Below are 23,842 nucleotides of genomic sequence, written 5' to 3'. Positions count from 1 at the left end.
TATTGATGGAAGGACCCCCATGTCTCGAGCATCGACAGAGCCGTCGCTGCAGGACCTCGTCGACGGTCTGCCGGACCTCGTCGACTATTTCTCCAACGACACCCGCTCACCGGCTTTCAACGCGGGCGGTGCGGCCGCGGCGGCGCTCACTCCGCCTGCCTACTCCAACTGGCGGGACGAGCAGCGCGCCTGGAGCGAGACCGCGGTGCTGTTCCAGCAGACCCACAACATGCCCGAGCTCTTCCTGAACGGCCCCGGCTCACCGGGGCTACTCGAACGGCTCGGCGTCAACACGTTCGCCAACTTCGCCTCCGACCGGGCCAAGCAGTTCGTTGCCTGCGCTCCGAGCGGGCACGCTATCGGCGACTGCATCCTCTACCGCCACGGTGAGCAGAGCTTCGAGCTGGTGAGCGGTATGCCCGTCCTCGACTGGGTGCAGTATCACGCCGAAACCGGCGGCTACGACGTGACTGTCGTCCGCGACAACCAGACGACGGACAACCCGACCGGCCGGCGGACGAAGTTCCGGTTCCAGCTCGACGGCCCCAACGCCGGCAAGATCTTCGCGTCAGCGGTGGACGGCGAGGCGCCGACGATTCCGTTCTTCCGCACCGCCAAGGTCTCGATCGCCGGGAAGGAGGTCCTCGTCCTGCGTCATGGCATGGCCGGGTACCAGGGTGTGGAGCTTTCCGGCGCCTTCGCCGACCACGACGCGGTGCGCGACGCACTACTCGCCACGGGTGACCAGTACGGGCTCGTGCCCTGCGGGACCCAGGCGTACTACAGCACGCCGATGTCGAGCGGATGGATGCCTTACCCGGTACCGGGAATCTTCACCGGTGAGGAGACGAGGGGTTTCCGTGAGTGGTTGTCCTCGACGTCGTGGGAGGCCCACATTCAGCTCACCGGGAGCTTCCGCTCACCGAACATCGAGGACTACTACGCGACGCCCTACGACCTTGGCTACGAACGCATCGTGAAGTTCGACCACGACTTCATCGGACGTTCGGCGCTCGAGGAGATCCGGCCGGAGGATCGCAGGACCAAGCGCACGCTGGTGTGGAATCGCGACGACGTGCTGCGCGTATTCGCCTCGCAGCTCGGCGAGGGACCCCGGTACAAGGCGATCGACCTGCCCGTCAGCTACTACGGCTGGAACCAGTTCGACGCTGTGCAGGATGCTGCGGGCAGGCCTGCCGGAGTTTCGTGCCATGCGGGATACAACGACGGTGAGCTGCTCTCACTGGCGATGCTCGACCCGGAGCACGCCGAGATCGGCACGGAGCTCGTCCTGACCTGGGGTGAGGCGTGGGGCGGCTCGCGTAAGCCACAGGTCGAGAAACACCAGCAGACCGAAATCCGCGTGGTGGTCGCCCCGGCCCCCTTCGCGGGCGCGGTCCAGCGAATGCGACGGGCCGATCTGGGCGCGAAGGCCTGACGGTGAGCGCAGAGTTGATCGACGGGAAGGCGGTCGCCGCACGGGTCCGGCAGGAGGTGTCGGAAGGGGTCGCCGCATTGGTCGCACACGGTGGCCGTGCGCCCGGCCTGGCCACCGTTCTCGTCGGCGACGATCCGGCCTCCGAGGTCTACGTGCGCAACAAGCGCCGGGCGTGTGTGGCCGCGGGCATGGTGGACTTCCACCAGCGGCTGCCGGCGGACGTGACGCAACAGCAGGTCGAGGACGTGCTGGACCAGCTCGCCGAGGATCCGGAGGTGAGCGGCATCCTGTTGCAGCTCCCGCTGCCGGGCCACCTCGATGCGGGCACCCTCGTCGACCGGATCCCGCCGGACAAGGACGTGGACGGGCTGACCACGGGCAACGTGGGGCGCCTCGCCCTGAGCCGTCCCGGTCTGCGCCCGTGCACACCGGCCGGGATCGAGCGATTGCTCGACGAGTACGGGGTCGGCCTCGCCGGAGCGAAGGCAGTGGTGGTCGGGCGGTCGGTGCTGGTCGGGCGGCCGATGGCGCAGCTCCTGCTCGCCCGGGACGCCACAGTCACACTCTGTCACTCCCGGACGAAGGACCTGGCCGCGCACGCCCGCGAGGCGGATGTGCTCATTGTCGCCGCCGGTGTGCCCGGGCTGGTCGGCCCGGAGGCTGTCCGCCCTGGCGCGACGGTGATCGACGTCGGCATCCATCGGGACGAGGCAGGGCTGCGCGGTGATGTGCGTTTCTCCGAGGTGCGTGCGATCGCCGGTCTGCTCACACCGGTACCCGGCGGGGTGGGACCGATGACGATCGCCATGCTGCTGGCCAACACCCTGCGGGCCGCCCGGGACACCGGTACTCGTCACGGTTACTAGTGCACCTGCTCGATCTTGTCGGCCAGCACCCGGTCGGATGCCGCGCGGGCGACTCGGGACGGGTCTTGGCGGCGTAGTAGGTCGACGGTGCGATATCGGCGGGCGTGCCCTCAAACGCCCGCAGGACCGGCTGGACACCGTGCTGCTCCCGTTGAGAGTCAACGAATTCGACCTTCATCGCGACGAACGGTCCGGCTCCGCTGCGAAAAAAAGACGCCGCTGACTTCAGGATCGGGTTCGCCCGGCGCAGCTCACGCACCTTGCGTTCCAGCTCGGCGACCTGGCCGCTTCTGTCGAGGTCGTTCCCGGTCGTGTTCCCTCGTCGGTTTCGGCCTGCTTCACCCACGTCCGCAACGCCTCCGGGCGCACACCGAGCTGGTCGGCGAACCGTTTGATCGCCCCTCCGGCCGACACGGGGCCCCCCACCTGGCCTCAACCGCCGGCCGCGTCGCCCGCTCCCGCAACTCGTCCTGGTACTTCCGTGGTGCCGCATGACTGTGAATCCGCCGGGTATTCGATGTCTCCATCAAACCCGGGGCGGGACAACCGGCTCCTGACCGCCCCAGCCTGGTCCGCTTCGGCCTGCCACGGCCCGAAGGCAGGTGCGGATCCCTGTGTGGTCCTGGCCTGAAGCGGGCATGGTGAACACAACTGGTTGCCGGGGAGCGGTGTCGTGGTGCAGCTGGAAGACGTCGAAGCGGTTGTAGTTACCGACGATGTCGTGCATTTGCTTGGGCTGGATGCAGCGGGCCAGGTCGATGTCGGCGTAGACGATGCCCTCGGTGTCGATCAGGGTGTCACCGACCGGGTTGCCGTCGGGGCCGAAGATGCCGGACAGGGCGCTTCGGGGGCGGCGCATCAGTTCGGCGATCTTGCCGTCGTGTTCTGACGCGATGCCGATCATCTCGTCGTTGATCGTCGAGCAGGCGACCACGGAGAAGATCTTTCCCTCGAAGGCGTGTGCGGCACTGCGGATGGCGATGGCGTGTGCCATGTCGTAGTCGGCCGGTGCGACGGGTAGTGAGATGTAGTTCGCCACGTGGACCAGTTCGCCCTGTGCGAGCAGGGAGAATCGTGCCAGGGTGTTGGTGTTCTCCCCGCAGGCGAGGACACCGAGCGGGCCGACGGCTGAGTCGACAACTCGGACCGTGCTGCCGTCACCTTGTCCCCAGGTCAGTTTTTCCGCCCAGGTCGGCACCAGTTTGCGGTGGACGTTGAGCACGGTGCCGTCGGTCCCGATCGTGACGACGCTGTTGTACATCAGGCCGTGGCTGCGTCGGCTGCGCTCGCTGACGCCGATCACCACCGTCGTGCCGGTCGCGGCGGCGGCCGCGCGCAGTGTGTCGAGGTGGGGGCCGGGGATGTCGATGGACGCTCGGTAGAGCCGCTCGAACAGGGGCGAGCCCTGTACGGGGCTCATAGTCCAGTTCCAATATGGATAGCCTGGGACGAACACCTCGGGAAAGGCGATCAGGGTGGCTCCGTTTTGAGCGGCTTCCCTGATCAGCGAGGCCGCTTTGGCGACGGTGGCCGCGGGGTCGAGGTAGACGGGGGCGGCCTGTACGGCAGCGGCGGTGAAGCGCGAAAAATGTTCCATCACACGGACCTCGTTCCGGCCGTGGCGACGATTGCGTCGGTTTGGGCCCATCTGCGGTGCACGGGTTCGGGGGCGGGCAGGCTCAGTGAGAGCAGCGGCCTGGCCCGCCCGCCGGTGACTGGTTTTGCTTGACCCGCGGTCTGGAACGGTGGCCAGTACGCGCCGGGGCCGGTGTAGCCGAGGTCCGCGGCGGCGTGCAGGGCCCAGGACGGGTCGTGCAGGTAGGCCCTGCCGATCGCAACCAGGTCAGCGCGGCCGGCCAGGACGATCGAGTTGGCGTCGTCGTACCCGCCGATGCCGCCGACCGCGATCGTGGGGATGCCGGTCTCGGAACGGATGTGCTCGGCGAGTGGTGTCTGATAACACCGTCCGTAGGCTGGCTTCTCTGTCGCGACCACTTCGCCGCTCGAGACGTCTATGGCGTCGACGCCGTGTTCGGAGAGCGCCTGGGCGATGCGGACCGCGTCGTCCAGGGTGGTGCCGCCTTCCGCCCAGTCGACCGCGGAGATCCTGGCGAGCAGGGGCTTGCCGGTCGGCCAGTTCGCGCGCACGGCGTCGATGGCCTGGAGGGGAAATCGCAGCCTGTTCTCCAGGTCACCGCCGTAGTCGTCGGTGCGCTTGTTGGTCAGTGGCGACAGGAACGCCGAGAGCAGGAATCCGTGGCCTGCCTGGATCTCCAGTACATCGAAACCTGCTTCGTCCGCCCGCCGTGTGGCGGCGGCGAAGTCATCCACGATCGTGCCCAGGTCGGTCGGCGTCGCCTGTGCCGGCTCGGGGAGGTCCCCGAATGGGATCGCTGAGGGTCCGACTGTCGGCCACGCGCCGTCAGTGAGGGCGGTGCCCAGGGGACCGTGCTGAGGGACAGTGGTGGAGCCTTTGGGGCCGGAGTGGTTGAGCTGCACACCGATCAACGCCCCGCTGTGGGCGTGGACTGCGTCGGTGACTTCTCGCCAAGCTGCGACCTGGCTGTCGTCGTAGAGCCCGGGGCAGGCCGGAGTGGCTCGTCCTTGAGCGCTGACCGCGGTCATGCCGGTGAGGACGAGGCCGGCTCCGCCGAGGGCTTTTCCGGACAGGTGAAGAAGTTCGGCGCTGCCGGGCACGCCGTCGTGAGCTTGGTACGACGACACGGGCGCCGCGATGATCCTGTTGCGCATGCTGACCCCCGCCAGGTGATACGGCTGGAACAAGGGGGGCGGTGGAGTCGTGACCTGCTCGTCGTGCGTTTCGTTGAGGTGGAACCACCGGTCGAGACTCGCGGCGTAGCCGGGGTCTCGCAGGCGGAGGTTGTCGTAGGTGACCCTGAGGCTGCGGGTGAGCAGATTGAAGGCGAACTGGGCCGGTTCCTTGCCGATGGGGTGTTCGATCGTCTCGAACCATTCCAGGCTGGCTTGGGCCGCGCGCTGGGTGGATTCCACCACCGGCCGGCGGGCCGTTTCGTAGGCGGCCAGCGCGGCCAGGAGATCGTCCGGTTGCGCTTCGATCGCCGCCGCGAGGGCGAGACTGTCCTCCATGGCCAGTTTGGTGCCGGAGCCGATGGAGAAGTGCGCCGTATGCGCCGCGTCTCCCAACAGGACGATAGTCCCGTGGCGCCAGGACTCGTTGCGGACAGTGGTGAACCGCAACCACTTCGAGTTGTTCGTCAGCAGCGAATGTCCGTCGAGGAAGTCGCCGAGCAGCTCGGCTATCCGCGCCACGCTCTCGTCGTCGCTGACACCCGGTGGTCGGTCCTGCGCGGCTAGGTCGGCGAATCCCGCGGCCCGCCAGGTCTTTTCGTTCATCTCGACGATGAAAGTGCTTTGCTCGGAGCTGAACGGGTAGCCGTGCACCTGCACCGGTCCGTGTGGGGTCTCCTCGATGACGAACGTGAAGGCCTCGAGAACCCGATCAGTGGCCAGCCACATGTAGCGGCAGTTGTGCTCGTCCAGCGACGGTTTGAAGACGGCGGCGTGCTGCGCGCGGCTCGCCGAGTTCACGCCGTCTGCCGCGACCACCAGATCGTGGTCACGGGACAGTTGTGCCGCCGTGGGCGCGACGGTGGAGAAACGGAGGTCCACGCCGAGGTCCGTGCAACGTCTCTGCAGGATTTCCAGGAGCCGTTTGCGTTCGATGGCGGCGAAGCCGTGCCCGCCGGAGGTCTCGGTGGTGCCGCGGTACCGGATGTCGATGTCGCTCCATCGAGCGAACTCGGCTTCCATGGCGGTGAAGATCTGTGGATCGGCCTGGGCGATGCCGTCCAGCGTCTCGTCGGAGAAGACCACGCCGAAGCCGAACGTGTCAGCAGCGGCGTTGCGTTCCCAGACGGTGACTTCGCGTGTGGGGTCGAGCTGTTTGGCGAGCGCGGCGAAATACAGGCCGCCAGGCCCGCCCCCGATGATGGCGATTCGTGTCACGACGTCTCCATAGCTGTATCCGGGGTTGAGGTTCTGGACACCTTGGCGAACGCTGCGCGCACGTCCTCCGGCCACGGCGTCGAAGAGGGGTCGCCGGGTGCCGCGTGCGCGACGACGACCAGACCTGTGGCCGCGACTCCGGTCGGGCCGGCGAGTTCGAACTCGTAGGTCAGCGAGGTCCGGCCCAGCGCCGCGACGCGCAGCCGGATCGTGATGGATTGACCGAACCACAGCCGGCCGAGGTAATTGATTTCGTGTCGTACGCGGGGGGACCGTCCCCAGAGCCGTTCCAGGTTGTGTCGGCGCAGGAGCTCCGCCTCGGCGGCCTCCGTCCAGCGGATGATCGCCGTGTTGTGGTGGTGGCCTGAGGCGTCGGTGTCGGACCACTCGACGCGCCTTTCCACCACGGCCCCGAGCGGGGAGTCGTCGGCTCTGTCCTGATGGGACAGTGCTGGGGCGGCCCCGATGCTGTTGCGGGGCAAAGGTTCGGGGTGTGTCATCACTGTCCTTCCGGGTCGCTTGACAATCCAAAACATATATAGCGATGATGACTCCCGTCAACATCTCGTCATATCGAAGTGTGTGGAGGACGCCGTGACGAACAGTGATGACATGCTCGGCCGGGCCAGGGTCAAAGACAGCGCGGACCTGCGGACGTACTACGAGCGGCTGGAGAAGCTCGAAGCCGGCGCGCTCTGGACGATCGCCAACAAGATCGAACCCTGGTATCCGCAGCCTCAATCGAGGCCGATGAAGTGGAGCTACCAGGAGCTGCGCCCGCTGGTCCTCGAAGCACTGAAACTCGTCAGCGGCGACGACGCTGGCCGTCGCGTCGTGGCTCTGTACAACCCGCAGCGCCGAGACATCGCTGCCACCGTCGGACTGCTGTACACCGGCCTGCAGGTCATGGGTCCCGGCGAGTCAATGACGGCGCACCGCCACCAAGCGGCCGCGTTGCGCTTCGTTCTCGAGGGAACCGGCGCGTGGACCGTCGTGGATGGCCAGAAGCTACAGGTGGGCCCTCGCGACTTCGCCATCACCCCGAACTGGACCTGGCACGAGCACGGCAACGAAGGGGGCGACGGCCCGGTCATCTGGCAGGACGGGTTGGACATCCCCCTGGTCAACGCCCTCGACGCCCCATTCTATGAGGTACATCCGGACGTGTATCAGAAGCGCGAGGGCGTCACCAATTCCTCGCTCTTGACGTACGGGGCAGGACAGCTACGTCCGTTCGGCGACACCTGGAGCAACCGTTACTCACCGCTGTTCGCGTATCCGTGGGAATCGACCTACGAGGCTCTGCTGAACGCGGCCAAATCCTCGGACGGCTCCCCGTTCGACGGGATCATCATGGAGTACAGCAACCCGCTGACCGGCGGTTCAGTGATGCCGACGATGAGCGCCCACATGCAATTGCTGCGTGCCGGCGAGGCCACCCAAGCACATCGCCAGGTCGGCTCGAAGATCTACACCGCGGCCAAAGGCAGCGGCTACTCCATCGTCGCCGGGCAGCGCTTCGACTGGACAGAAGGCGACATCTTCTGCGTGCCGTCCTGGGCGTGGCACGAACACAAGAACATCAGCACCTCGGACGACGCCTGCCTGTTCTCGTTCAACGACTTTCCCGTCATGCGGTCACTGGGTTTCTTCCGCGAAGAGGCCTACACCGACAACAACGGCCACCAGCCCCTCAACTAAAAAGACGGAGTCCTCTGATGCTGCTGGTCACCTTTTCCGGAACTGCCGGCCGAAACCGGCTCGGGGTGCAGACCGACACCGGTGTCATCGACGTCGGCGCGCTCGCCGAAGAACGGCGTGTCACGGTGCCTGCCACCTTGCTCGACGTCGTACGTACAGGAGCCGGCGCTGTCGATGCCATCGCCCCGCTCGTGCAGGACGCAGGCGCCGCGAACACGACTTATCCGCACAGCGAAGTGCAACTCCACGCGCCCTTACGCCCGGGAAAGATCGTCGGCGTCGGGCTGAATTACACCGAGCACGTCGCGGAGTCCGCTCGTACCCTGGACACCGCCCAAGAACTCCCCGCTCGGCCAGTGCTCTTCAGCAAGCCCTCGACCGCAGTGGTCGGGCCCGGCGATCCCATTTTGCACAACGGCGACCTGACCGAGCAGCTCGACTGGGAGGTCGAGCTCGCGGTGGTCATCGGCCGTACGGCCAAGCGGGTGCCCGAAAGCGCGGCGCTCGACTACGTCTTCGGTTACAGCATCGTCAACGACATCAGTGCGCGTGACCAGCGACGGTCCGGGCAGTGGTTTTTTTCCAAGGGGCAGGATTCCTACGCGCCGTTCGGGCCCGCGATCCTCACCGCCGACGCCGTGCCCGACCCACAAGCTCTCGATCTGTCGCTGCGAGTCAACGGTGAGGTGAAACAGAAGTCCAATACAAGGTACATGCTTTTCTCCATTCGGGAGCTCATTGCGGACATCACCTCGGGCATGACTTTGGAGCCGGGCGACGTCATCGCGACCGGCTCCCCGGCCGGAGTGGGCGCCGGCTTCACTCCCCAGCAATTCCTCCGGCCTGGCGACGTCGTGGAGCTGACGGTGGAGTCCATCGGCACCTTGCGCAATCCGGTGGTGGACGCGCGATGAGCGGGCCGTTCCGGATCGGGCAGATCGTGCCGAGTTCGAATGTCACGATGGAGACGGAGATACCGGCCATCTTCCGGGCCAGGGAAACGATCGCCCCGGAGCGGTTCACCTTTCATTCCAGTCGTATGCGGATGAAGCAGGTCAGCAAAGAGGAACTCGCGGCGATGGACGCCGACGCCGAGCGGTGCGCGGCCGAGCTGTCCGACGCGCACGTCGACGTTCTCGGCTATGCCTGCCTGGTGGCCATCATGAGCCTGGGCCACGGGTACCACCACGCCTCGGAGAAGAAGCTGTCCGCGGTGACCGTGGACAACGGCGCCCCGGCGCCGGTCGTCACCAGCGCAGGCGCGTTGGTGAACGCGTTGAACGTGCTGGGCGCGCGGAAGATCACCCTGGTGTGTCCCTATCTGCGGCCGCTCACCGACACCGTCGTGGACTACATCCGCCATGAAGGGGTCGAGGTCAGCGACTACACCGCGCTGGAGATCCCGGACAACCTGCAGGTCGCCGCGCACGACCCCCGGAAGCTCATCCCGATCGCGGGCGCACTCGACAACAGCGACGCCGACGTCATCGTGCTGTCGGCTTGTGTGCAGATGCCGTCACTCGAGTCGATCGAAATCGCGGAACAGACGTTCGGCAAACCTGTCCTGTCCGCCTCGATCGCGACCGCGCATCAGATGATGCGAGCACTCGGACTGCCCGCTGTCGCACCAGGAGCAGGCAGCCTGCTGTCCGGCCGGTACGCCGACGCCTGATGTTCGTCCCGAACGAGGAGCTGTGCTGATGCCGTTGTCACCGTCCGCGCATATCGATACGTTCTGCCGAGACAACCTGCCTCCCCAGGACCAGTGGCCCGAGTTCCTTTTCGAGCTGCCCGAACTGCAGTATCCCGAGCGGCTCAACTGCGCGGTGGAGCTACTGGAGACCACCATCCGCGAGTACGGCGCCGAAGCACCCTGCCTGCTGACCGACACCGACACCTGGACATACGGAGACCTGTCGCAGCGCAGCAACCAGATCGCGCGCGTGCTGACCGAGGACCTCGGAATCGTGCCCGGCAACCGGGTGCTGCTGCGCGGACCCAACAACCCCTGGCTGACGGCGGCGTGGTTCGGCGTGGTCAAGGCCGGTGCCGTCGCGGTGACCACCATGCCTCTGCTGCGAGAGCGGGAGGTCGGCGAGCTGATCGACCTGACTCGGCCCAGCCTGATCATCACCGACCATCGCTTCGACACCGACCTCGCGAAACTCGTCGGCGGGCCGCCCCGGATCGGCTACGGCACGGACGATCCGGCCGACCTCACGCAGCTGGTCACGGGCAAGGACCGCCACTTCACCGCCGTCGACACGGCCGCCGACGACGTGGTCATGCTCGCCCCGACGTCGGGCACTACCGGTAAGTCCAAGGCCACCATGCACTTTCACCGCGACGTGCTGGCCACTGCCGACACCTTCGCCCGGCATCTGCTGAAACCCACCGCGGACGACGTGTTCACCGGCACGCCGCCGCTGGGGTTCACCTTCGGCCTGGGCGGTTTGGTCGTTTTCCCGTTGCGTGTAGGTGCTTCGACGCTGCTGATCGAGCGCGCGACGCCGGAAGAACTCGCTGATGCCGTCGAGCGTCACCGGGTGACGGTCTTGTTCACCGCGCCCACCGCGTACAAGGCGATGCTCGCGGCAGGGAAAGCGCCGACGTTGCGGGCCTTGCGGCGCTGCATTTCAGCGGGAGAGCACCTGCCGGCCTCGACGTGGGACCAGTTCCATCGGGCCACCGGCCTCAAGATCATCAACGGCATCGGTGGCACGGAGCTGCTGCACATCTTCCTGTCCGCCGCCGACGAGGACATCCGGCCGGGGGCGACGGGCAAGGCTGTCCCGGGTTTTCAGGTCACCCTCCTCGACAACGACGGCAACCAGGTAGCCGACGACACGCCGGGACGGCTGGCGGTCAAGGGACCGACCGGTTGCCGCTACCTCGCCGACCCCCGGCAGGCGACCTATGTGCAAGACGGCTGGAACATCACCGGTGACACCTACCTGCGAGACAGCGACGGCTACTACTGGTACCAGGCTCGCAACGACGACATGATCATCTCCTCGGGCTACAACATCGCGGGCGCAGAGGTCGAGGAAGCGTTGCTCCGGCATTCCGACGTCGCCGAGACCGCGGTGGTCGGGGCACCGGATGCGGCCCGAGGCGCTGTCGTGCGCGCGTTCGTCGTCTTACGTGACGGCGTGAACGGGAACGTCGACAAGGCCGTTGATCTGCAGGACCACGTGAAGCAGTCGATCGCGCCGTACAAATATCCCAGGATCATCGACTTCGTCACCGAGCTTCCCAAGACTGCCAGCGGCAAGATCCAGCGCTATCGGCTGCGTCAAGCCGACCGGCAGGACACAGCCTGATCTGCCGCTCTGACCGCGGAGTGGGGCAGCGTGCGATCCGGGCTTGGTAAAGTCGCGCCGTGGCGATCGCGCAAAGTGAAGTTGTCGACGTCGACATACTGGCCAGGGCCGCTCAGCCCAGGCAGCTCATCGTGACCCTGTACGGGCTCTACGCGCGAGACGAAGGTGGCTGGCTGTCGGTCGCCTCCATCGTCAGTTTGCTCGGTGACCTCGGCGTGGACGAGCCTTCCGCCCGTTCGTCGATATCGCGCCTCAAGCGTCGCGGGGTTTTGAAGGCCGAACGACGCGGAGTCGCCGGTTACTCACTGTCTGACGACGGCATGGCGATGTTGCACGAGGGTGATCACCGGATCTTCCGCCAGCAGCGGGCCCGGTTGACCGACGGCTGGTTGCTGGCCGTGTTCTCGGTGCCGGAGGAGGAGCGCAGCAAGCGGCATCTTCTGCGGTCGCTGCTGACTCGGCTGGGTTTCGGCACCGCGGCGCCCGGGGTCTGGATCGCACCGATGCACCTGCACGGAGCGACGGCGAAGGCGCTGCACGATCTCGGATTGAGCGGTTACGCGGACCTGTTCCGAGGTGATCACCTTGCATCCGGCGACCTGCCTGCCAAAATTCGGAGCTGGTGGGACCTGGCCGGGCTCGAGACGCTCTATTCGAGCTTCCTCGTCGAGCACACGCCAGCCGCCGAACGGTGGTGTGACGGCCAGGTTCCGGACGACCGCACGGCGTTCATCGGCTACGTGCGACTGCTCACCGACTGGCGACGCCTGCCCTACCTCGACCCTGGCCTGCCCGAGGAACTCCTCCCGCCTGCCTGGCCGGGAATTAGGGCGGCTGAGCTCTTCTTCGCTTCTAAAAAACGCTGGGAAAAGCCGGCCAGAAGATACGTGGAGAAGCTGAGTACCTTTGGACCGGCTGTATCCCGCTGACCGGCTAGTGGCTGGTAGTCCGTACGGCTCGCCCGGCTCAGTTCCTCGGCGACGAACCGTGCGACCAAGCTGTCGAGCCAGCCCTTGAAGGCGGCTGGATCACTCCTGGCGAGATTTACGTGAGTTTCGTAGTCTGCCCGGGCCTCGACTAAGAAGGGATGGTCACGGAAGACGTCGTGTCCGTCGGCCAGCACCATAAGCCAGCTTCTTTGGTTCGACCACGACAGTCACCCTCTCGTCCTGTTGGCGTGAATTCGTTGACGTCATCGGGTGTCCTTGACGACCGTGCCGTTCTGCACGACGAGCGCGACGGCCGCGCGGTCGGCGAAGAGCTTCGGGTCGTCGAGGGGGTTGCCGCGGAGGGCGATGAGGTCGGCGCGCTTGCCGGGTTCGATCGTGCCGACGTCGGCGCCGATGCCGAGGATGTCGGCGTTGACCGACGTAGCGGAGACCAACGCGGCCATCGGTGTCTCGATCTCCGAGCGCAGCAGCAGTTCGCGGCCGCGGTTGTCCTGTCTGGGCCCGATGAGGTCGGAGCCGGAGCCGATGCGCACGCCCGCCGCCCGGGACGCGTGGATCGCGTCGATCTGATCCTGCAGCGCGACGCCCACCCGGTCGGCGATGCTCGCCGGCAGTCCGGCCTCGGCGGTGTCCTCGATCAGCGCGCGCACGACGGCCAACGTGGGCACGTGTGCGACATCGTGCGCGGCCATGAGCGCGGCCGTCTCCTCGTTGATCTGCGAGCCGTGCTCCACGCAGCGGGCGCCGGCGGCGACGGCGTTGCGGATGCCCTCGTTGTTGTGCGCGTGCACGGTCACGTAGGTGCCGCGCGCGGTCGCCTCCACGACGGCTGCCGCGATCTCCGCAATGTCGAACTGGGTGTCGGCGAGCTTGTCGTGCCGGGACACCACGCCGCCGGTGACGCACAGCTTGAGGAAGTCGGCGCCACGGCGGAATGCCTCCCGCGCGTTCTTGCGCATCTCGTCGGTGCCGTCGCAGAGCAGTGACAGCGAGCGCAGGCCGGGGATGTGGTGGTCGGTCCAGCCGGGGGTGGGTTCCCATTCCGATGCCAGGTGGCCGTGCCCGCCGGTCTGGCAGAGCAGTGGGCCGCAGTGCAGGATCCGCGGGCCGGGCACCTTCCCGGAGGCGACGACGCCGGCGAGTCCGGCGTCGATGCCGCCGGTGTCGCGCACGGTGGTGAAGCCGGCGTCGAGGGTCTGGCGACAGTTCTCGAACATGTCCGCAGCGAGCTCCGCGACCGACACGCCGTGCGTCACGCTGGCCTCGATTGGGCTGGAGAGCCCGAGGTGAACGTGCGCGTCGATGAGACCGGGCGTGAGTGTCAACCCGGAGCAGTCGAGGACGTCCGCGCCGGCAGGTGGGCGGCCGCCCACCTGCACGATGCGGCCGTCCTCGACGAGGATTGCCTGGCCGGGTCGTGGATCGCGTCCTGTGCCGTCCACGACCGTGGCACCGGTCAACCACATGGTTTCCTCCTTCCGCAGGCACTGGCCCTTGCGGCTGCTCAGGTGTTCAGGAGTGGTCCGACAGCTTTGACGTGCAGCCGGGCGCAGTTTCCTGGCATGTACGACATGGGGATCTCGGTGACGGTGGTGATCCGGATCTGGGCGGGATCAGCGCCCGCGAGGACGGCGGCGTCGGTGGCCTGGTTTTTGGCGTCGGCGATGCAGGCATCGCGGCTGCTCGTGGCGTAGGTGTAGGTGCGGTCGATGGTGCCCGAGGCTTCGGCGATTGCGGCGCCGATGGCGTTGGCGACTCCGGCGTGGGGGTGGCGGATGACCTTGCTGACCTCCGGGACAGTGTCGGGGACGAGGACGGCGCCGCCGCCGACCACGATCAGCGGGAGGCTGGTTCGAGTGGCCTTGATCCGGTCGGCGAGGGTGGCGACGCGGTCGTCGACCCAGGCCATGACGGCGGCGACGGTGGCGGGCGGCAGGTGCGAGGTGGCGTGTTCGGGGCTGCCGAAGTGGGCGCGGCCGGCGAGCGCGGCGGCGTCGCTCAGAGTGGGGGTGTCGCCGCCGAAGATCAGGGCGCGTTCGGTGAGCTGGTAGCCGACGCTATCGGGGCCGACCCCCAGTTGCGGTGTGGTGCGGATGATGGAGCCGCCGCCCATGCCGATGGCGATGAGGTCGGGCATGCGGTAGTTGGTGCGGACTCCGCCGATCTCCACCGAGTGCGCCGACTCGCGGGGGAACCCGTCGACAAGCAGGCCGACGTCGGTCGACGTGCCCCCGACGTCCATCACGATGGCGTCGGAGAGCCCGGAGAGGTAGGCAGCACCACGCATGGAGTTGGTCGGCCCGGACCCGATGGTGAGGATCGGGCGGCGGATCGCTTCTGCCGCGTCGAGCAGGGTGCCGTCGTTCTGCGTGAGGTAGACGTCGGCCTGCAGCTCGTACTTGTCGAGCGAGCGGCGCAGCCCGGTGACGATGTCGTTGCCGACGAAGGTGAGCGCGGCGTTGAGAACGGCCGAGTTCTCCCGTTCCAGCAGCCCGAGCCCGCCGACCTGGTGGCCGAGCGTGACCGGCAACGTGGCGCCGAGCGTCTCGGCGACGATCGTGCCCGCACGCAGCTCGTGGTCGGGGTTGGCGGGTGAGGTGACGCCGGTGATCGCGATCGCGTCGACCCGGCCGTGGCAGGCGCGGGCGAACTCCCGGACCGCAGTTTCGTCAAGGGGACTGATTTCGGTGCCGTCGTACTCGTGCCCGCCCCCGATGATCTCGGTGTGTCCCTTCACCGTGGTGGCGAGGTCCTGCGGCCAGCTGGTCAGCGGGGAGATCGACAAGGTGGCCGGGGCGGCGAGGCGCAGCACCCCGACCCGGCCGAGGCCCTTGCGGCGGATGATCGCGTTGACCGGGTGGGTGGTACCGAGCATCACTTGACCGACGGCGTCGGTGTCGACCTTCGCCAGCACCATAGCGAGCGCGGCGCTGATCCCGTCGAGCACTTCAGGCGTGGTGGGGGTCTTGTGCCACGCCAGCACCTCGCCCACAGGGTCGACGACCACTGCATCGGTGTTCGTGCCGCCCACATCGATCCCGACGCGCAGGCTGTTCATCGCGCAACCACCAGCGGCAGGTAGTCGATGTCATAGCCGAACTTCCGTGGCCCGGCCAACGCAATGCCCTCCGGAGTGCGCCAGCGTTCGTGAGCCGGCATCGCGATCAGGTGGAGCCGCTGCCCGTACGCCAGGCCTTCCGTGGTCATCGCCATCCCGGTCTCCACGTCGATGAGCGTGATCAGGTCCGGAACCGTCACCTTCGGCTCGCCGTCCTCGAACGCGATCAGGTTCTCGTTCTGGATCTCCACCCGCATCACCCGCGTCGGGTCGTCGAGGTGTTCGAGTGTCACCGTGCCGCGCGCCCAGCCCTCGACGGTGCGCCGCTCGATGTCGACTACCTTGCCGGTGAACAGGATCTGGGCAGCGCAGAACTCGAGGAACGCCTCGTACGCGCCCGCATCGCCCGCCCCGATCGCCCGCACTCTGCGCCCGATCTCCAAGCAGTAGCTCAAGGAACCGTTGATCGCCGACTCGGCGCACTGCCGGGCCGTGAGCGAGTAGCCGACCATCACCGAGATCATTCCCATCTGCGCGGTGCAGGCCCTGATCAGCTTCTCGGCCATGTCGTTGTCGATGGTTTCGCAGAGCACGTAGTTGCCCTTCACATCGCTGAGCGTCATGGGCGACGCCGGGATCCCGGCCAGCGTGAAGACCGTCATCTCGATGGCGGGGAACGCCCTGCGCATCGAGTCGGCGTCGACGACCGGCAGGCCGAGCTCGGCCGCCACCGCCACCGGGTACAGCGTGTTCATCCCGCCGACCTCGAACGGCATGACTGCGACAGCCGGCTTACCCACGCGTTCCTGCATGGCATCCAGGACCCGGGTCGCCTCGCTGCCGTTGAGGAACTTCTCCACGGCGACGGTCGGCGCGCCCACCATCGCCACGGGAAGGATCAGGCCGTCGGGGTCGAGGTCGGCCGCGTCGACCACCGGCACCGGGCCGTACCGCTCGATCGCCTGCTGCAGCATCAGTTTCGCGACATAGGGGTCTCCACCTCCGCCGGTGCCGAGCACGACCGCACCGGCGGCGAGATCCTCGATGTCATCGAGGGTGATCTTGCGCATGATCCACTCCTTGACTGAGTTCTGCCTGGCCGCAACCCGTGATCAGGTTCTGTCCAGGGGCAGCGTCATGTTCTTGATGGTCTCCAGACATGCGGGAACCGTGCCGTTGGCAACTGCGCGAGTGACGTGGTCGTGGTAATCGGTGGAGCGCACGATCTTTCCGTCGCGGCATTGCGACACCACGATGTTCGAGTTGACGACCGTGCTGTCGCCGATGCGGGACACGTAGGTCCATTCGACGACGACGATGTCGGGATCGGTCGTCTCGTGGACACGCACGTCCCGGACCTCGAGGTCGTCGTACAAGCGCGGCAGGCGCGCGCCGCCGGGCATCTCCGTCTTCTCGAGCAGGGCGATCTGGGCCGCCTTGCCCTTGATCACGACCGGTTCGGGCAGCATGAAGGGAAACGCGAGCTCGATGTCGTCGGCATAGAGCTCGAGCGCTCCCACTGCGTCGCCCGTGCTCACTCGCCTAAGCACCTCCAGAACGACGTCGGCCGGCTTCGACGCCGCAGTGTCGATCCTGGTTGACTCGTCCGGCCTGCGCGCAGCCGGTCGTGGAGGTGCTGATCCGCCCCGGTCCTCGGGCAGGATCATGTTCTCGATCATGTTCAGGTAGGCAGGGATCTCCCCGTTGGCTACCGCACGCGCGACAAACGTGTGGTAATCGGTCGTGCGGACCATCTTCCCGTCGCGGCATTGCGTCACCTGGATGTTCGGGTGGACGACCTCGTGTCCGTCGATGTGGGAGACGAAGTCCCACTCCACGATCACGACGTTCGGGTCGGTCGACTGGTGTACGCGGACGTTGCGGGATTCGAGATCGTCGTACAGCCGTGGCGCCTTCTGGTCGACGGTCGGGCCCGAGTTCGCGTTGTTGAGCGCTACCTGTTTGGCCCTTCCTTCGATCACGACCGGCTTCGGGAGGAAGGTCGGCAAGGAGAGCACGATGTCTTCGTGGCAGAGCTCGTACGCTGCCGCGAAGTCCGCGGCGCCCGCCCTCCTGATCAGTTCGAGGACGACCTCGGCCGGGCTCGACGTCGTGGTGTCAGACATGGGTGGCCTCCTGCTCCGTTCGGGCGATGCGATGCTGGATCCGGGCGCGCTCGATCATCTGCTTGCGGCCGGTGCCGACCCGCTCCCTGTTCGGGTCGGCCCGGCGGGTGGCCCGCTCGCGGGCTGTCTCCTCCTCCAGCACGACCCAGTGCTTCTGGTCGATGACGACGCCGTAGTCGGCACGTGCCGCTTCCACCGACACGTACTCGTCGAGGACGTCGTCGAGGACCTTGGCCGGGTCGCGGTCGAGAGGGTCGCCCCATCCGCCGCCGGCGCCACTGTGCGCGAACACCGGCACCTCGGGGTCGAACGGCCGGAACACGGCGGCCTCCGACACGACGAGCTCGGCAGGCCCGCCTTCGTCGAAGATCGCCACGCTGCCCGTCCCCGAGTAGCCGCCGGCATACCCGGGCAGGGGGTACACCACGCCGCGGGGGTCGGAGTACGCAGCCGTGCCGGCCGCCCCCGGCATCGTGCGACTGAACGCGAACGACGGGCTGCCTCGCCACTGCCCTGGCGCAGCCGAATCGGTCACGTACTCGTCGCGCTGGTAAAGGGTTGGGTACTGCAGTTCGGTCATCTCGCAGTTCCCTGGGCGGGCTGCGCTGAACGGCCCTGCCCAGCCTCCCCAGCCGTCCACTCCGTACGCCCCACTGCACGAGGTGGCGGTGAAGGCGAGATCGAAGAAAAAGAAGGGTTTCCCGCTCCCGGACGAGGTGGTGCCGCCCTGCTCGCCACGCGTGTCAACGCCGAGGACGTAGTGGACGGGCAGCGGGACGGACACGTTGCCCACGCGCCGGGGCACGAACTGCTCGCAAGCCTTCATCACCGCCTGTCCGATCTGACCGCCGACACACAGCGTGCTGTTCACTGTGGCAGCAGGGGGCACCGCCCCCACGATGCTCCCCTCGGGGATGCGGATGGTCAGCGCGTTGAAGTAGCCGGAGTTCACCGGAATCTCCGGGCAGAGCACGGACATCGCCACGCAGACCCAGGCGATCGTGTTCGTCGGCACGCTGTTGATCGACCCCGGGGTCTGGGGGTCGGTCCCGGCGAAGTCGATGATCAGGTCGTCCCCGGCGACGGTGACGCTGACCCGGACCTTGATGTCCTCCGTGCCTGCGTTGTCGGTGTCGACGAGGACTTCGGCGACTGACGTGCCGTCGGGCCAGGTGCGCACCTGGTCGCGGAACTTGCGCTCCGAGTACTCGAAGATCCAGTCGAGCGCCTCGGCGACCGTGTCCAGCCCGTAGCGGGCGCAGAGCTCCCGCACCCGCTCCTCACCCTTGCGGCAGCTCCCGAGCATGCCGTTCAGGTCGGCTTCGAGCAGCTCGGGCAGGCGGTTGTTCGCCTTCAACCAATCCCATACCTCGCGGCGGCGCTGGCCCTTCTCCATCAATTTCAGCGGGGCGGGCCGGAAGCCCTCGTGCCAGATCTCGCGGGCGTCGGGGTTGGCGCCGCCGGGGAATGGCCCGCCCTGGTCGGCGACGTGGAGCCGGGAGGCGGTGAAGAACCGTGGACGGCCATCGAAGAAGATCGGCACGAGCACGGTGTAGTCGCCGATGTGGCTGCCACCCCAGTGGGAGTCGGCGACGAGCAGGACATCGCCCGGGTCGAGGTCGCCGTGGAAGTAGTCGAGGCAGGTTTGGGTGGCGGACAACTGGGCGTAGGAGTGCAGGATGATTCCGGCTCGCGCGGCTAGCTTGGCTTTCGCGCCGTCGTAGCTGTAGATGCCGGCGCCGCAGTCCTTGCCTTCTGCGACGGTGGGATGTTCCGACGAGCGGCAGAGCCCTTCGTAGATCTCGTCGGCCGTGGTGTCGAGGTAGTTGCGGACGATCTCGGCGGTGATCGGGTCGGTCACGGCTGGCCACCGCCTTCCAGCTGGGTCTGCTCGGTGTCGGACGGGTCGATGCCGTACGTCTCGCGCGCGGTGGACGCGGTGATCAGGTCGTCGTGGAGGTCGGAGAGGACGGCTGCCCGGTCGCGCGCGCGGGGTGGGCCGTAGCCGCCGCCACCCGCCGATCGCAACCGGAGCTGGTCGGCGGGGACGGGTTGCTCGACAGCGGCGACGGCTGCAGGTTCCCAGCCGGCGTGGGTGTGGAACGCGACCTCACCCGGCGTGCCGCTGACGGCGTCGTCGAGGCCGTCGACGACCGTCGCCGCGGTCTGGGTCCAGAGGGTGTAGAGCTGATCCGGAAGGACCTCGACGACGGCCTCGACGCCTGGTGCGCCGACCCATTGCCCTGCTCCTGCGCTGTCGGGAGCGTACTCGAGGTGGACGAGCCGGATGCCGTGTTCGATCTCGTACTGCTCGGCGGATGGCAGCACGGCGCGAGTGGCGAGGGCTGGTTGCCCCCAGCCGTCCTGCCCTGGCCGGGCGCTTGCGCCGCCGATGCCCCAGCGGCCGTGGTCGGTCTGGTCGCTGGTGTCGGATGCCGATCTGCTCAGCACGAGCGGCCGGGCGACGGTCAAGGACGGCACCGGGCCGGGGACGGCCGCACGCAACGCGATCGCCACGGCATCGGTGATCTCGTTGCCGCAGTGGGCATGGCCCCATCCGACCGGCGCGGGCGAGACCGGATGGGTGATGCTGCCCGGTCGGGTACGAATCGCAACGGCGCGCAATAGCCCGCTGTTCGCCGGCACGCTGCCGCCGGTGATCGCGAGGATGGTGCGGAGCGCGCAGGAGGCCGTGGTGCCGGATGAACTGTTGACGAACGATGGCCGCTGGTCGTCGGAGTCGGAGAAATCCAGCGTCAGGGTGTCCCGCTCCACCGTGGCAGTGAGTCGCACCGTGACGGCGTCGGTCCCCGACGGGTCGGCCGCCAGCGCCCGGGTGGCGGGGTAGGTGCCATCGCGCCAGGTGCTGATGATCGACCGGGTCAGCTGTTCGCTGTAGGTCTGGGCGTGTGCGAGCGCTGCCTTGACAATCGTGGCGCCACGGGCGCGGACGAGCTCCGTGAGCCTGCGCAGCCCGAGGTTGATCGCGGCGGTCGCGGCGTCCAGGACGAGCCGGGTCTCCGCAGGGCGGCGACCGTTGATGAGAAAGGTGGTCAGCACGTCCCGGGCCGGCCGGCCGAGCCGCTGGATCTTGATCGGGGTGACCGGCACCCCCTCGGCCATCAGTTCCGTCGCCGCCGGGTAGACGTTGCCCCCGACCTGGCCGCCGAGGTCCCGGATCGGGACCCGCACGACGATGTGCAGGACCATGTCGCTGTCCACGACAAGCGGCGCCAGCAGCGTGAGGTCCTGCACGCGCGTCCCGCCTGCGTACGGGTTGTTGGTGACGACGATGTCGCCGTCCTTGAGATCGAACTCAAAGTAGTCGAGGATTCCTTCTACACTCTGGGCCAACGACCCGACGACCAGCGGGTTGTCGACGGCGGCGATGCCACCCGATGCGTCGGCTATCGCCACCGAGAAGTCCCTGACCTGGCTGATCTCGGCGATCGGGGCCCCGTTGGCCAGGACGGCCGCGATCTCGTCCGCCTGTGCGATCAGGGTGGTCCGCAGGATCTCCAGCTCCACGGCCGACGGTGTGGCTCGGCCGCTCGGCTCGACGATGGTGGTCATCAGTTCACGACCTCGACGACGTAGGTCTCGTGCTGGTCGAGCATGGCCTCCTGGCCGTCGCAGATCACGATGGTCGTACCGGGCTCGTGGATGACCGCGGGCCCTGCGATCACGTAGCCGGGCTCGATCAGTGCGCCGTCGTAGATCGGGGCCTCGATGAACCCGCGGCCCTCGAAGTAGGCCGGCCGCGTGCCCACCAGCGCATCGGCGGGGTCCTCCTGGGCGAACTTGCGGGGCACGCTGAGGTTGTCCATGTGGCGCAGCCCGGTCATCTCCAACCGCACCGACACGATCTGTACGGGCTGGTCGGGCCGCTTGTGGCCGAAGAGGGTCTCGTGCTGGTCGTGGAAATCCCTGACCGCCCGCGACAGGTTGACCGCCGAGATGCGACGGGTGCGGGTGTTGAGGGCCACGATGACCTCTTGCACCTGCCCCTCGTACCGCAGGTCGAGGTAGCGCTCCAGCCGCACCGAGGCGGTGGCCGGCAGTAGCCGTTCCGCCTCTTCCTGCATGGCGAGGAAGGTCGCGGACAGCTCCTCCGCGCCAACCGCCTCCATCGACCGCAGGAATGTCTGCACGCGGGAGACCTTGAAATCCGCGACCATACCGCCGAACGCGCTCAGGACGGATGCGTTGCGTGGCACCAGCACCGTCTTGATCCCCAGGTCGGCGGCCTGGACCCCGGCATGGATCGCGCCGGCGCCGCCGAACGCCATCAGCGCGTAATCGCGGGGGTCGCGGCCGCGGGAGACCGACACGTAGCGCAGGGCGTTGGACATGCCGCTGTTCGCGATCCGGAAGACGCCGATCGCGGCGTCGGTCGGCGAGATCCCCATCGGCTGGGCGACGTGCTTCTCCAGCGCCGCTACCGCGGCCCCTCGATCGAGCGCCATCTTGCCCCCCATGAACCGGTCGGGGTCCATGTAGCCGAGCACCAGGTTCGCGTCGGTCACGGTTGGGCGGGTGCCGCCACGTCCGTAACAGGCAGGGCCGGGGGTGGCCCCCGCGCTCTCCGGGCCGACCCGCAACGCACCTGCATCGTCGACCCAGGCGATGGAGCCGCCACCTGCACCGATGGTGTGGATGTCGACCAAGGGCACGGCCACCCGGTAGCGGCTGATCCAGTTCTCGACGCCGACCTGGGGCTTGCCGTCGTGGATCAGGCAGACGTCGTAGCTGGTGCCGCCCATGTCCGCGGTGATGATGTTGCGGTAGCCGGAGCGTTCCCCGACCGCGACCGCAGCGACCACGCCACCGGCCGGCCCGGACAACACGGCGTCGACACCGTGCTCCGCCGAGTAGCCGACGTCCATGATCCCGCCGTTGGACTGCACGACGAGCAACGAGCCGGAGAAGCCTGCGTCGCGCAGTCCGACGTCGAGCCTGTGCAGGTAGTTCTTCAGCAGCGGGCTGGTGTAGGCGTTCACGACCGTCGTCGAGACCCGTTCGAACTCACGGACCTGCGGGAGCACGTCGCAGGAGAGCGTGACGAAGCACTCCGGGTAGTCCTCGGCGATGATCTCCGCGATGCGCCGTTCGTGCGCGTCGTTGACGAAGGAGAACAACAGGCAGACCGCGATCGACTCGATACCGGCTGCCTTGAGTTCGCGGACTGCCGTGCGAACCTCGTCTTCGTCGAGCGGGGTCACGACCCGACCGGCGTAGTCGACCCGCTCAGTGACGCCCTTGCGGAACCTCCGCCGCACGATCGGGTGCGGCGCGGGCAGGGACAGGTCGAACAGGTCCTCGCGGTAGCCGCGACGCAGCTCGAGAGTGTCACGGAACCCCTTGGTCGTGATCAGCCCGGTCGGCACGCCGTCGTACTCCAGCATGGCGTTGGTGACGACCGTCGTGCCGAGAATGACGAAATCTGTCTCCTTCAACAGCCCCGCCGCGTCCCGTCCGAAGTGTGCGGCAATGGCGTCCACCGCCTCCAGGACTGCGGCGGCCTCGTCGTTGGGTCGCGACGACACCTTCCCGGTGAACAGCTCGGACCCATCCGATGCCACGAAGTCGGTGAACGTGCCACCCACGTCGATCGCAACCGTGTAACCCATCGAACTCTCGCTTTCGATCAGAAAACTGTGTGTCGAGCGTCAGGCGATCCGCGCTTTCGCGGGCGGCTTCTGGTAGGTCGTGCGGCTCGGCCGCGCCCCCAGCCGGACGAGGTGCTCCAGCCACCCCACTGCAGCCGCGGTGGGGTCGATGACCGGGATGTGGGTGCCACCCTGCGCCAGCGCCTCCTGAACAGCCGCAGCGACGCCGAGCATCCCTGTGCAACCCAGCACGATCACGTCCGCTTCCTGCCGGGACACGGCATCGGATGCCTGCTCGACGAGCCGGCGGAGAAGCTCGTCCTGGCTGTGGAGGGCGAGCACCGGCAGGTCGACGACGCGCACCGGACCACACCGGTCCGCAAGGCCGTGCTGACGGGCCAGGTGATGGATCAGCGGCACCACGTTGGGCAGCACCGTGACGATCCCGATGCGGTCGCCGAGCGACATCGCGGTGAGCATCGCGGGCTCGTATCCGCCCACCACCGGGATGTCGACCAGCTCGCGGGCGGCGTGGACAGCGGGATCACCGAAACAGTTGACGAACACGGCGTCGGCGCCATCGGCAGCGGCAGCTTCGACCTCGGCGAGGATCGCCGGCCCGGCAAGGACCTCGTCGTAACGCGACTCGATCGACGCCGGTCCGTGCGCGAGGAGGCGGACCTCGACGTCGGTGCCCGGCGCGACCAGTCCAGTGACTTCCTGACGGACGGGCTCGACGAAGGTCTCGGTGATGATGGGAAGGACGACAGACAGCTTCATGGGC

19 protein-coding genes are annotated in these 23,842 nt (G+C 67.5%); 7 read left to right on the top strand and 12 right to left on the bottom strand.

What is annotated here, in order from left to right; translation table 11 throughout:
* Positions 1 to 19 precede the first annotated feature (19 nt).
* Both OG371_RS46885 and folD read left to right on the top strand, forming a co-directional pair.
* The gene (locus OG371_RS46885) at positions 20 to 1,438 is read left to right on the top strand and encodes an aminomethyl transferase family protein (protein ID WP_329064128.1); all 1,419 of its coding nucleotides are present in this window, start codon (positions 20 to 22) and stop codon (positions 1,436 to 1,438) included.
* 2 nt (positions 1,439 to 1,440) lie between these two features.
* Entirely contained in the window at positions 1,441 to 2,304 is an 864-nt protein-coding gene (folD, locus tag OG371_RS46880) for a bifunctional methylenetetrahydrofolate dehydrogenase/methenyltetrahydrofolate cyclohydrolase FolD (protein WP_329064126.1), read from the top strand.
* 225 nt (positions 2,305 to 2,529) lie between these two features.
* Here folD and OG371_RS47585 read toward each other — a convergent pair whose 3' ends face one another.
* The 4 genes from OG371_RS47585 to OG371_RS46865 all read right to left on the bottom strand — a co-directional run bounded on the left by OG371_RS47585 (position 2,530) and on the right by OG371_RS46865 (position 6,791).
* A complete protein-coding gene (locus OG371_RS47585; RefSeq protein WP_442876063.1) occupies positions 2,530 to 2,718 on the bottom strand; it encodes a transposase in 189 nt (62 codons plus the stop codon).
* Positions 2,719 to 2,830: 112 nt separating this feature from the next.
* Positions 2,831 to 3,901 (bottom strand): carbon-nitrogen hydrolase family protein, encoded by a 1,071-nt coding sequence (locus OG371_RS46875; RefSeq protein ID WP_329064124.1) that lies wholly within the window; start codon positions 3,899 to 3,901, stop codon positions 2,831 to 2,833.
* Positions 3,901 to 6,291, bottom strand: coding sequence for an oxidoreductase (locus tag OG371_RS46870; RefSeq protein WP_329064122.1), 2,391 nt, complete (start codon positions 6,289 to 6,291; stop codon positions 3,901 to 3,903). The genes OG371_RS46875 and OG371_RS46870 overlap by 1 nt, the downstream gene beginning before the upstream one ends.
* Entirely contained in the window at positions 6,288 to 6,791 is a 504-nt protein-coding gene (locus OG371_RS46865; protein WP_329064121.1) for an acyl-CoA thioesterase, read from the bottom strand. The genes OG371_RS46870 and OG371_RS46865 overlap by 4 nt, the downstream gene beginning before the upstream one ends.
* A 94-nt stretch (positions 6,792 to 6,885) precedes the next feature.
* On the opposite strand from OG371_RS46865, the gene OG371_RS46860 reads away from it, so the two are divergent.
* From OG371_RS46860 to OG371_RS46840, 5 genes are read left to right on the top strand one after another with little or no spacing between them, the layout of a single operon-like run.
* Positions 6,886 to 7,992 (top strand): cupin domain-containing protein, encoded by a 1,107-nt coding sequence (locus OG371_RS46860; protein WP_329064119.1) that lies wholly within the window; start codon positions 6,886 to 6,888, stop codon positions 7,990 to 7,992.
* Between the two features lie 17 nt (positions 7,993 to 8,009).
* Entirely contained in the window at positions 8,010 to 8,906 is an 897-nt protein-coding gene (locus OG371_RS46855; protein ID WP_329064117.1) for a fumarylacetoacetate hydrolase family protein, read from the top strand.
* Positions 8,903 to 9,664, top strand: a complete 762-nt coding sequence (locus OG371_RS46850; RefSeq protein WP_329064115.1) for a maleate cis-trans isomerase family protein — start codon at positions 8,903 to 8,905, stop codon at positions 9,662 to 9,664. The genes OG371_RS46855 and OG371_RS46850 overlap by 4 nt, the downstream gene beginning before the upstream one ends.
* 28 nt (positions 9,665 to 9,692) lie before the next feature.
* Positions 9,693 to 11,315, top strand: a complete 1,623-nt coding sequence (locus OG371_RS46845; RefSeq protein WP_329064113.1) for an AMP-binding protein — start codon at positions 9,693 to 9,695, stop codon at positions 11,313 to 11,315.
* A gap of 59 nt (positions 11,316 to 11,374) precedes the next feature.
* Complete coding sequence (locus tag OG371_RS46840; RefSeq protein WP_329064111.1) at positions 11,375 to 12,244, top strand: PaaX family transcriptional regulator; 870 nt, start codon at positions 11,375 to 11,377, stop codon at positions 12,242 to 12,244.
* 263 nt (positions 12,245 to 12,507) lie between these two features.
* Here OG371_RS46840 and OG371_RS46835 read toward each other — a convergent pair whose 3' ends face one another.
* Genes OG371_RS46835 through OG371_RS46800 form a run of 8 tightly spaced genes read right to left on the bottom strand, consistent with a single transcriptional unit; the run spans position 12,508 to position 23,838 of the window.
* A complete protein-coding gene (locus OG371_RS46835) occupies positions 12,508 to 13,731 on the bottom strand; it encodes a metal-dependent hydrolase family protein (RefSeq protein WP_329064109.1) in 1,224 nt (407 codons plus the stop codon).
* Between the two features lie 38 nt (positions 13,732 to 13,769).
* On the bottom strand, positions 13,770 to 15,323 hold the full coding sequence (locus OG371_RS46830; protein ID WP_329064107.1) for a hydantoinase/oxoprolinase family protein: 1,554 nt from the start codon (positions 15,321 to 15,323) through the stop codon (positions 13,770 to 13,772).
* Positions 15,320 to 16,393, bottom strand: coding sequence for a DUF917 domain-containing protein (locus OG371_RS46825; protein ID WP_329064105.1), 1,074 nt, complete (start codon positions 16,391 to 16,393; stop codon positions 15,320 to 15,322). Before OG371_RS46825 ends, OG371_RS46830 begins: the two co-directional genes overlap by 4 nt.
* 42 nt (positions 16,394 to 16,435) lie before the next feature.
* A complete protein-coding gene (locus OG371_RS46820; protein WP_329064103.1) occupies positions 16,436 to 17,449 on the bottom strand; it encodes a nuclear transport factor 2 family protein in 1,014 nt (337 codons plus the stop codon).
* Positions 17,442 to 19,310: a hydantoinase B/oxoprolinase family protein gene (locus OG371_RS46815; protein WP_329064101.1), complete on the bottom strand. Its 1,869-nt coding sequence runs from the start codon at positions 19,308 to 19,310 to the stop codon at positions 17,442 to 17,444. Before OG371_RS46815 ends, OG371_RS46820 begins: the two co-directional genes overlap by 8 nt.
* Positions 19,307 to 21,022 (bottom strand): hydantoinase B/oxoprolinase family protein, encoded by a 1,716-nt coding sequence (locus OG371_RS46810; protein WP_329064099.1) that lies wholly within the window; start codon positions 21,020 to 21,022, stop codon positions 19,307 to 19,309. The genes OG371_RS46815 and OG371_RS46810 overlap by 4 nt, the downstream gene beginning before the upstream one ends.
* The gene (locus OG371_RS46805) at positions 21,022 to 23,079 is read right to left on the bottom strand and encodes a hydantoinase/oxoprolinase family protein (RefSeq protein ID WP_329064098.1); all 2,058 of its coding nucleotides are present in this window, start codon (positions 23,077 to 23,079) and stop codon (positions 21,022 to 21,024) included. The genes OG371_RS46810 and OG371_RS46805 overlap by 1 nt, the downstream gene beginning before the upstream one ends.
* 39 nt (positions 23,080 to 23,118) lie before the next feature.
* Complete coding sequence (locus OG371_RS46800) at positions 23,119 to 23,838, bottom strand: aspartate/glutamate racemase family protein (protein WP_329064096.1); 720 nt, start codon at positions 23,836 to 23,838, stop codon at positions 23,119 to 23,121.
* Between the last annotated feature and the right edge of the window lie 4 nt (positions 23,839 to 23,842).

Source organism: Amycolatopsis sp. NBC_01480, assembly GCF_036227205.1.
In the GTDB taxonomy this organism is placed as follows: domain Bacteria; phylum Actinomycetota; class Actinomycetes; order Mycobacteriales; family Pseudonocardiaceae; genus Amycolatopsis.
Note: the sequence above shows the minus strand (reverse complement) of the source record. Positions and strands in the feature narration are given on the sequence as shown.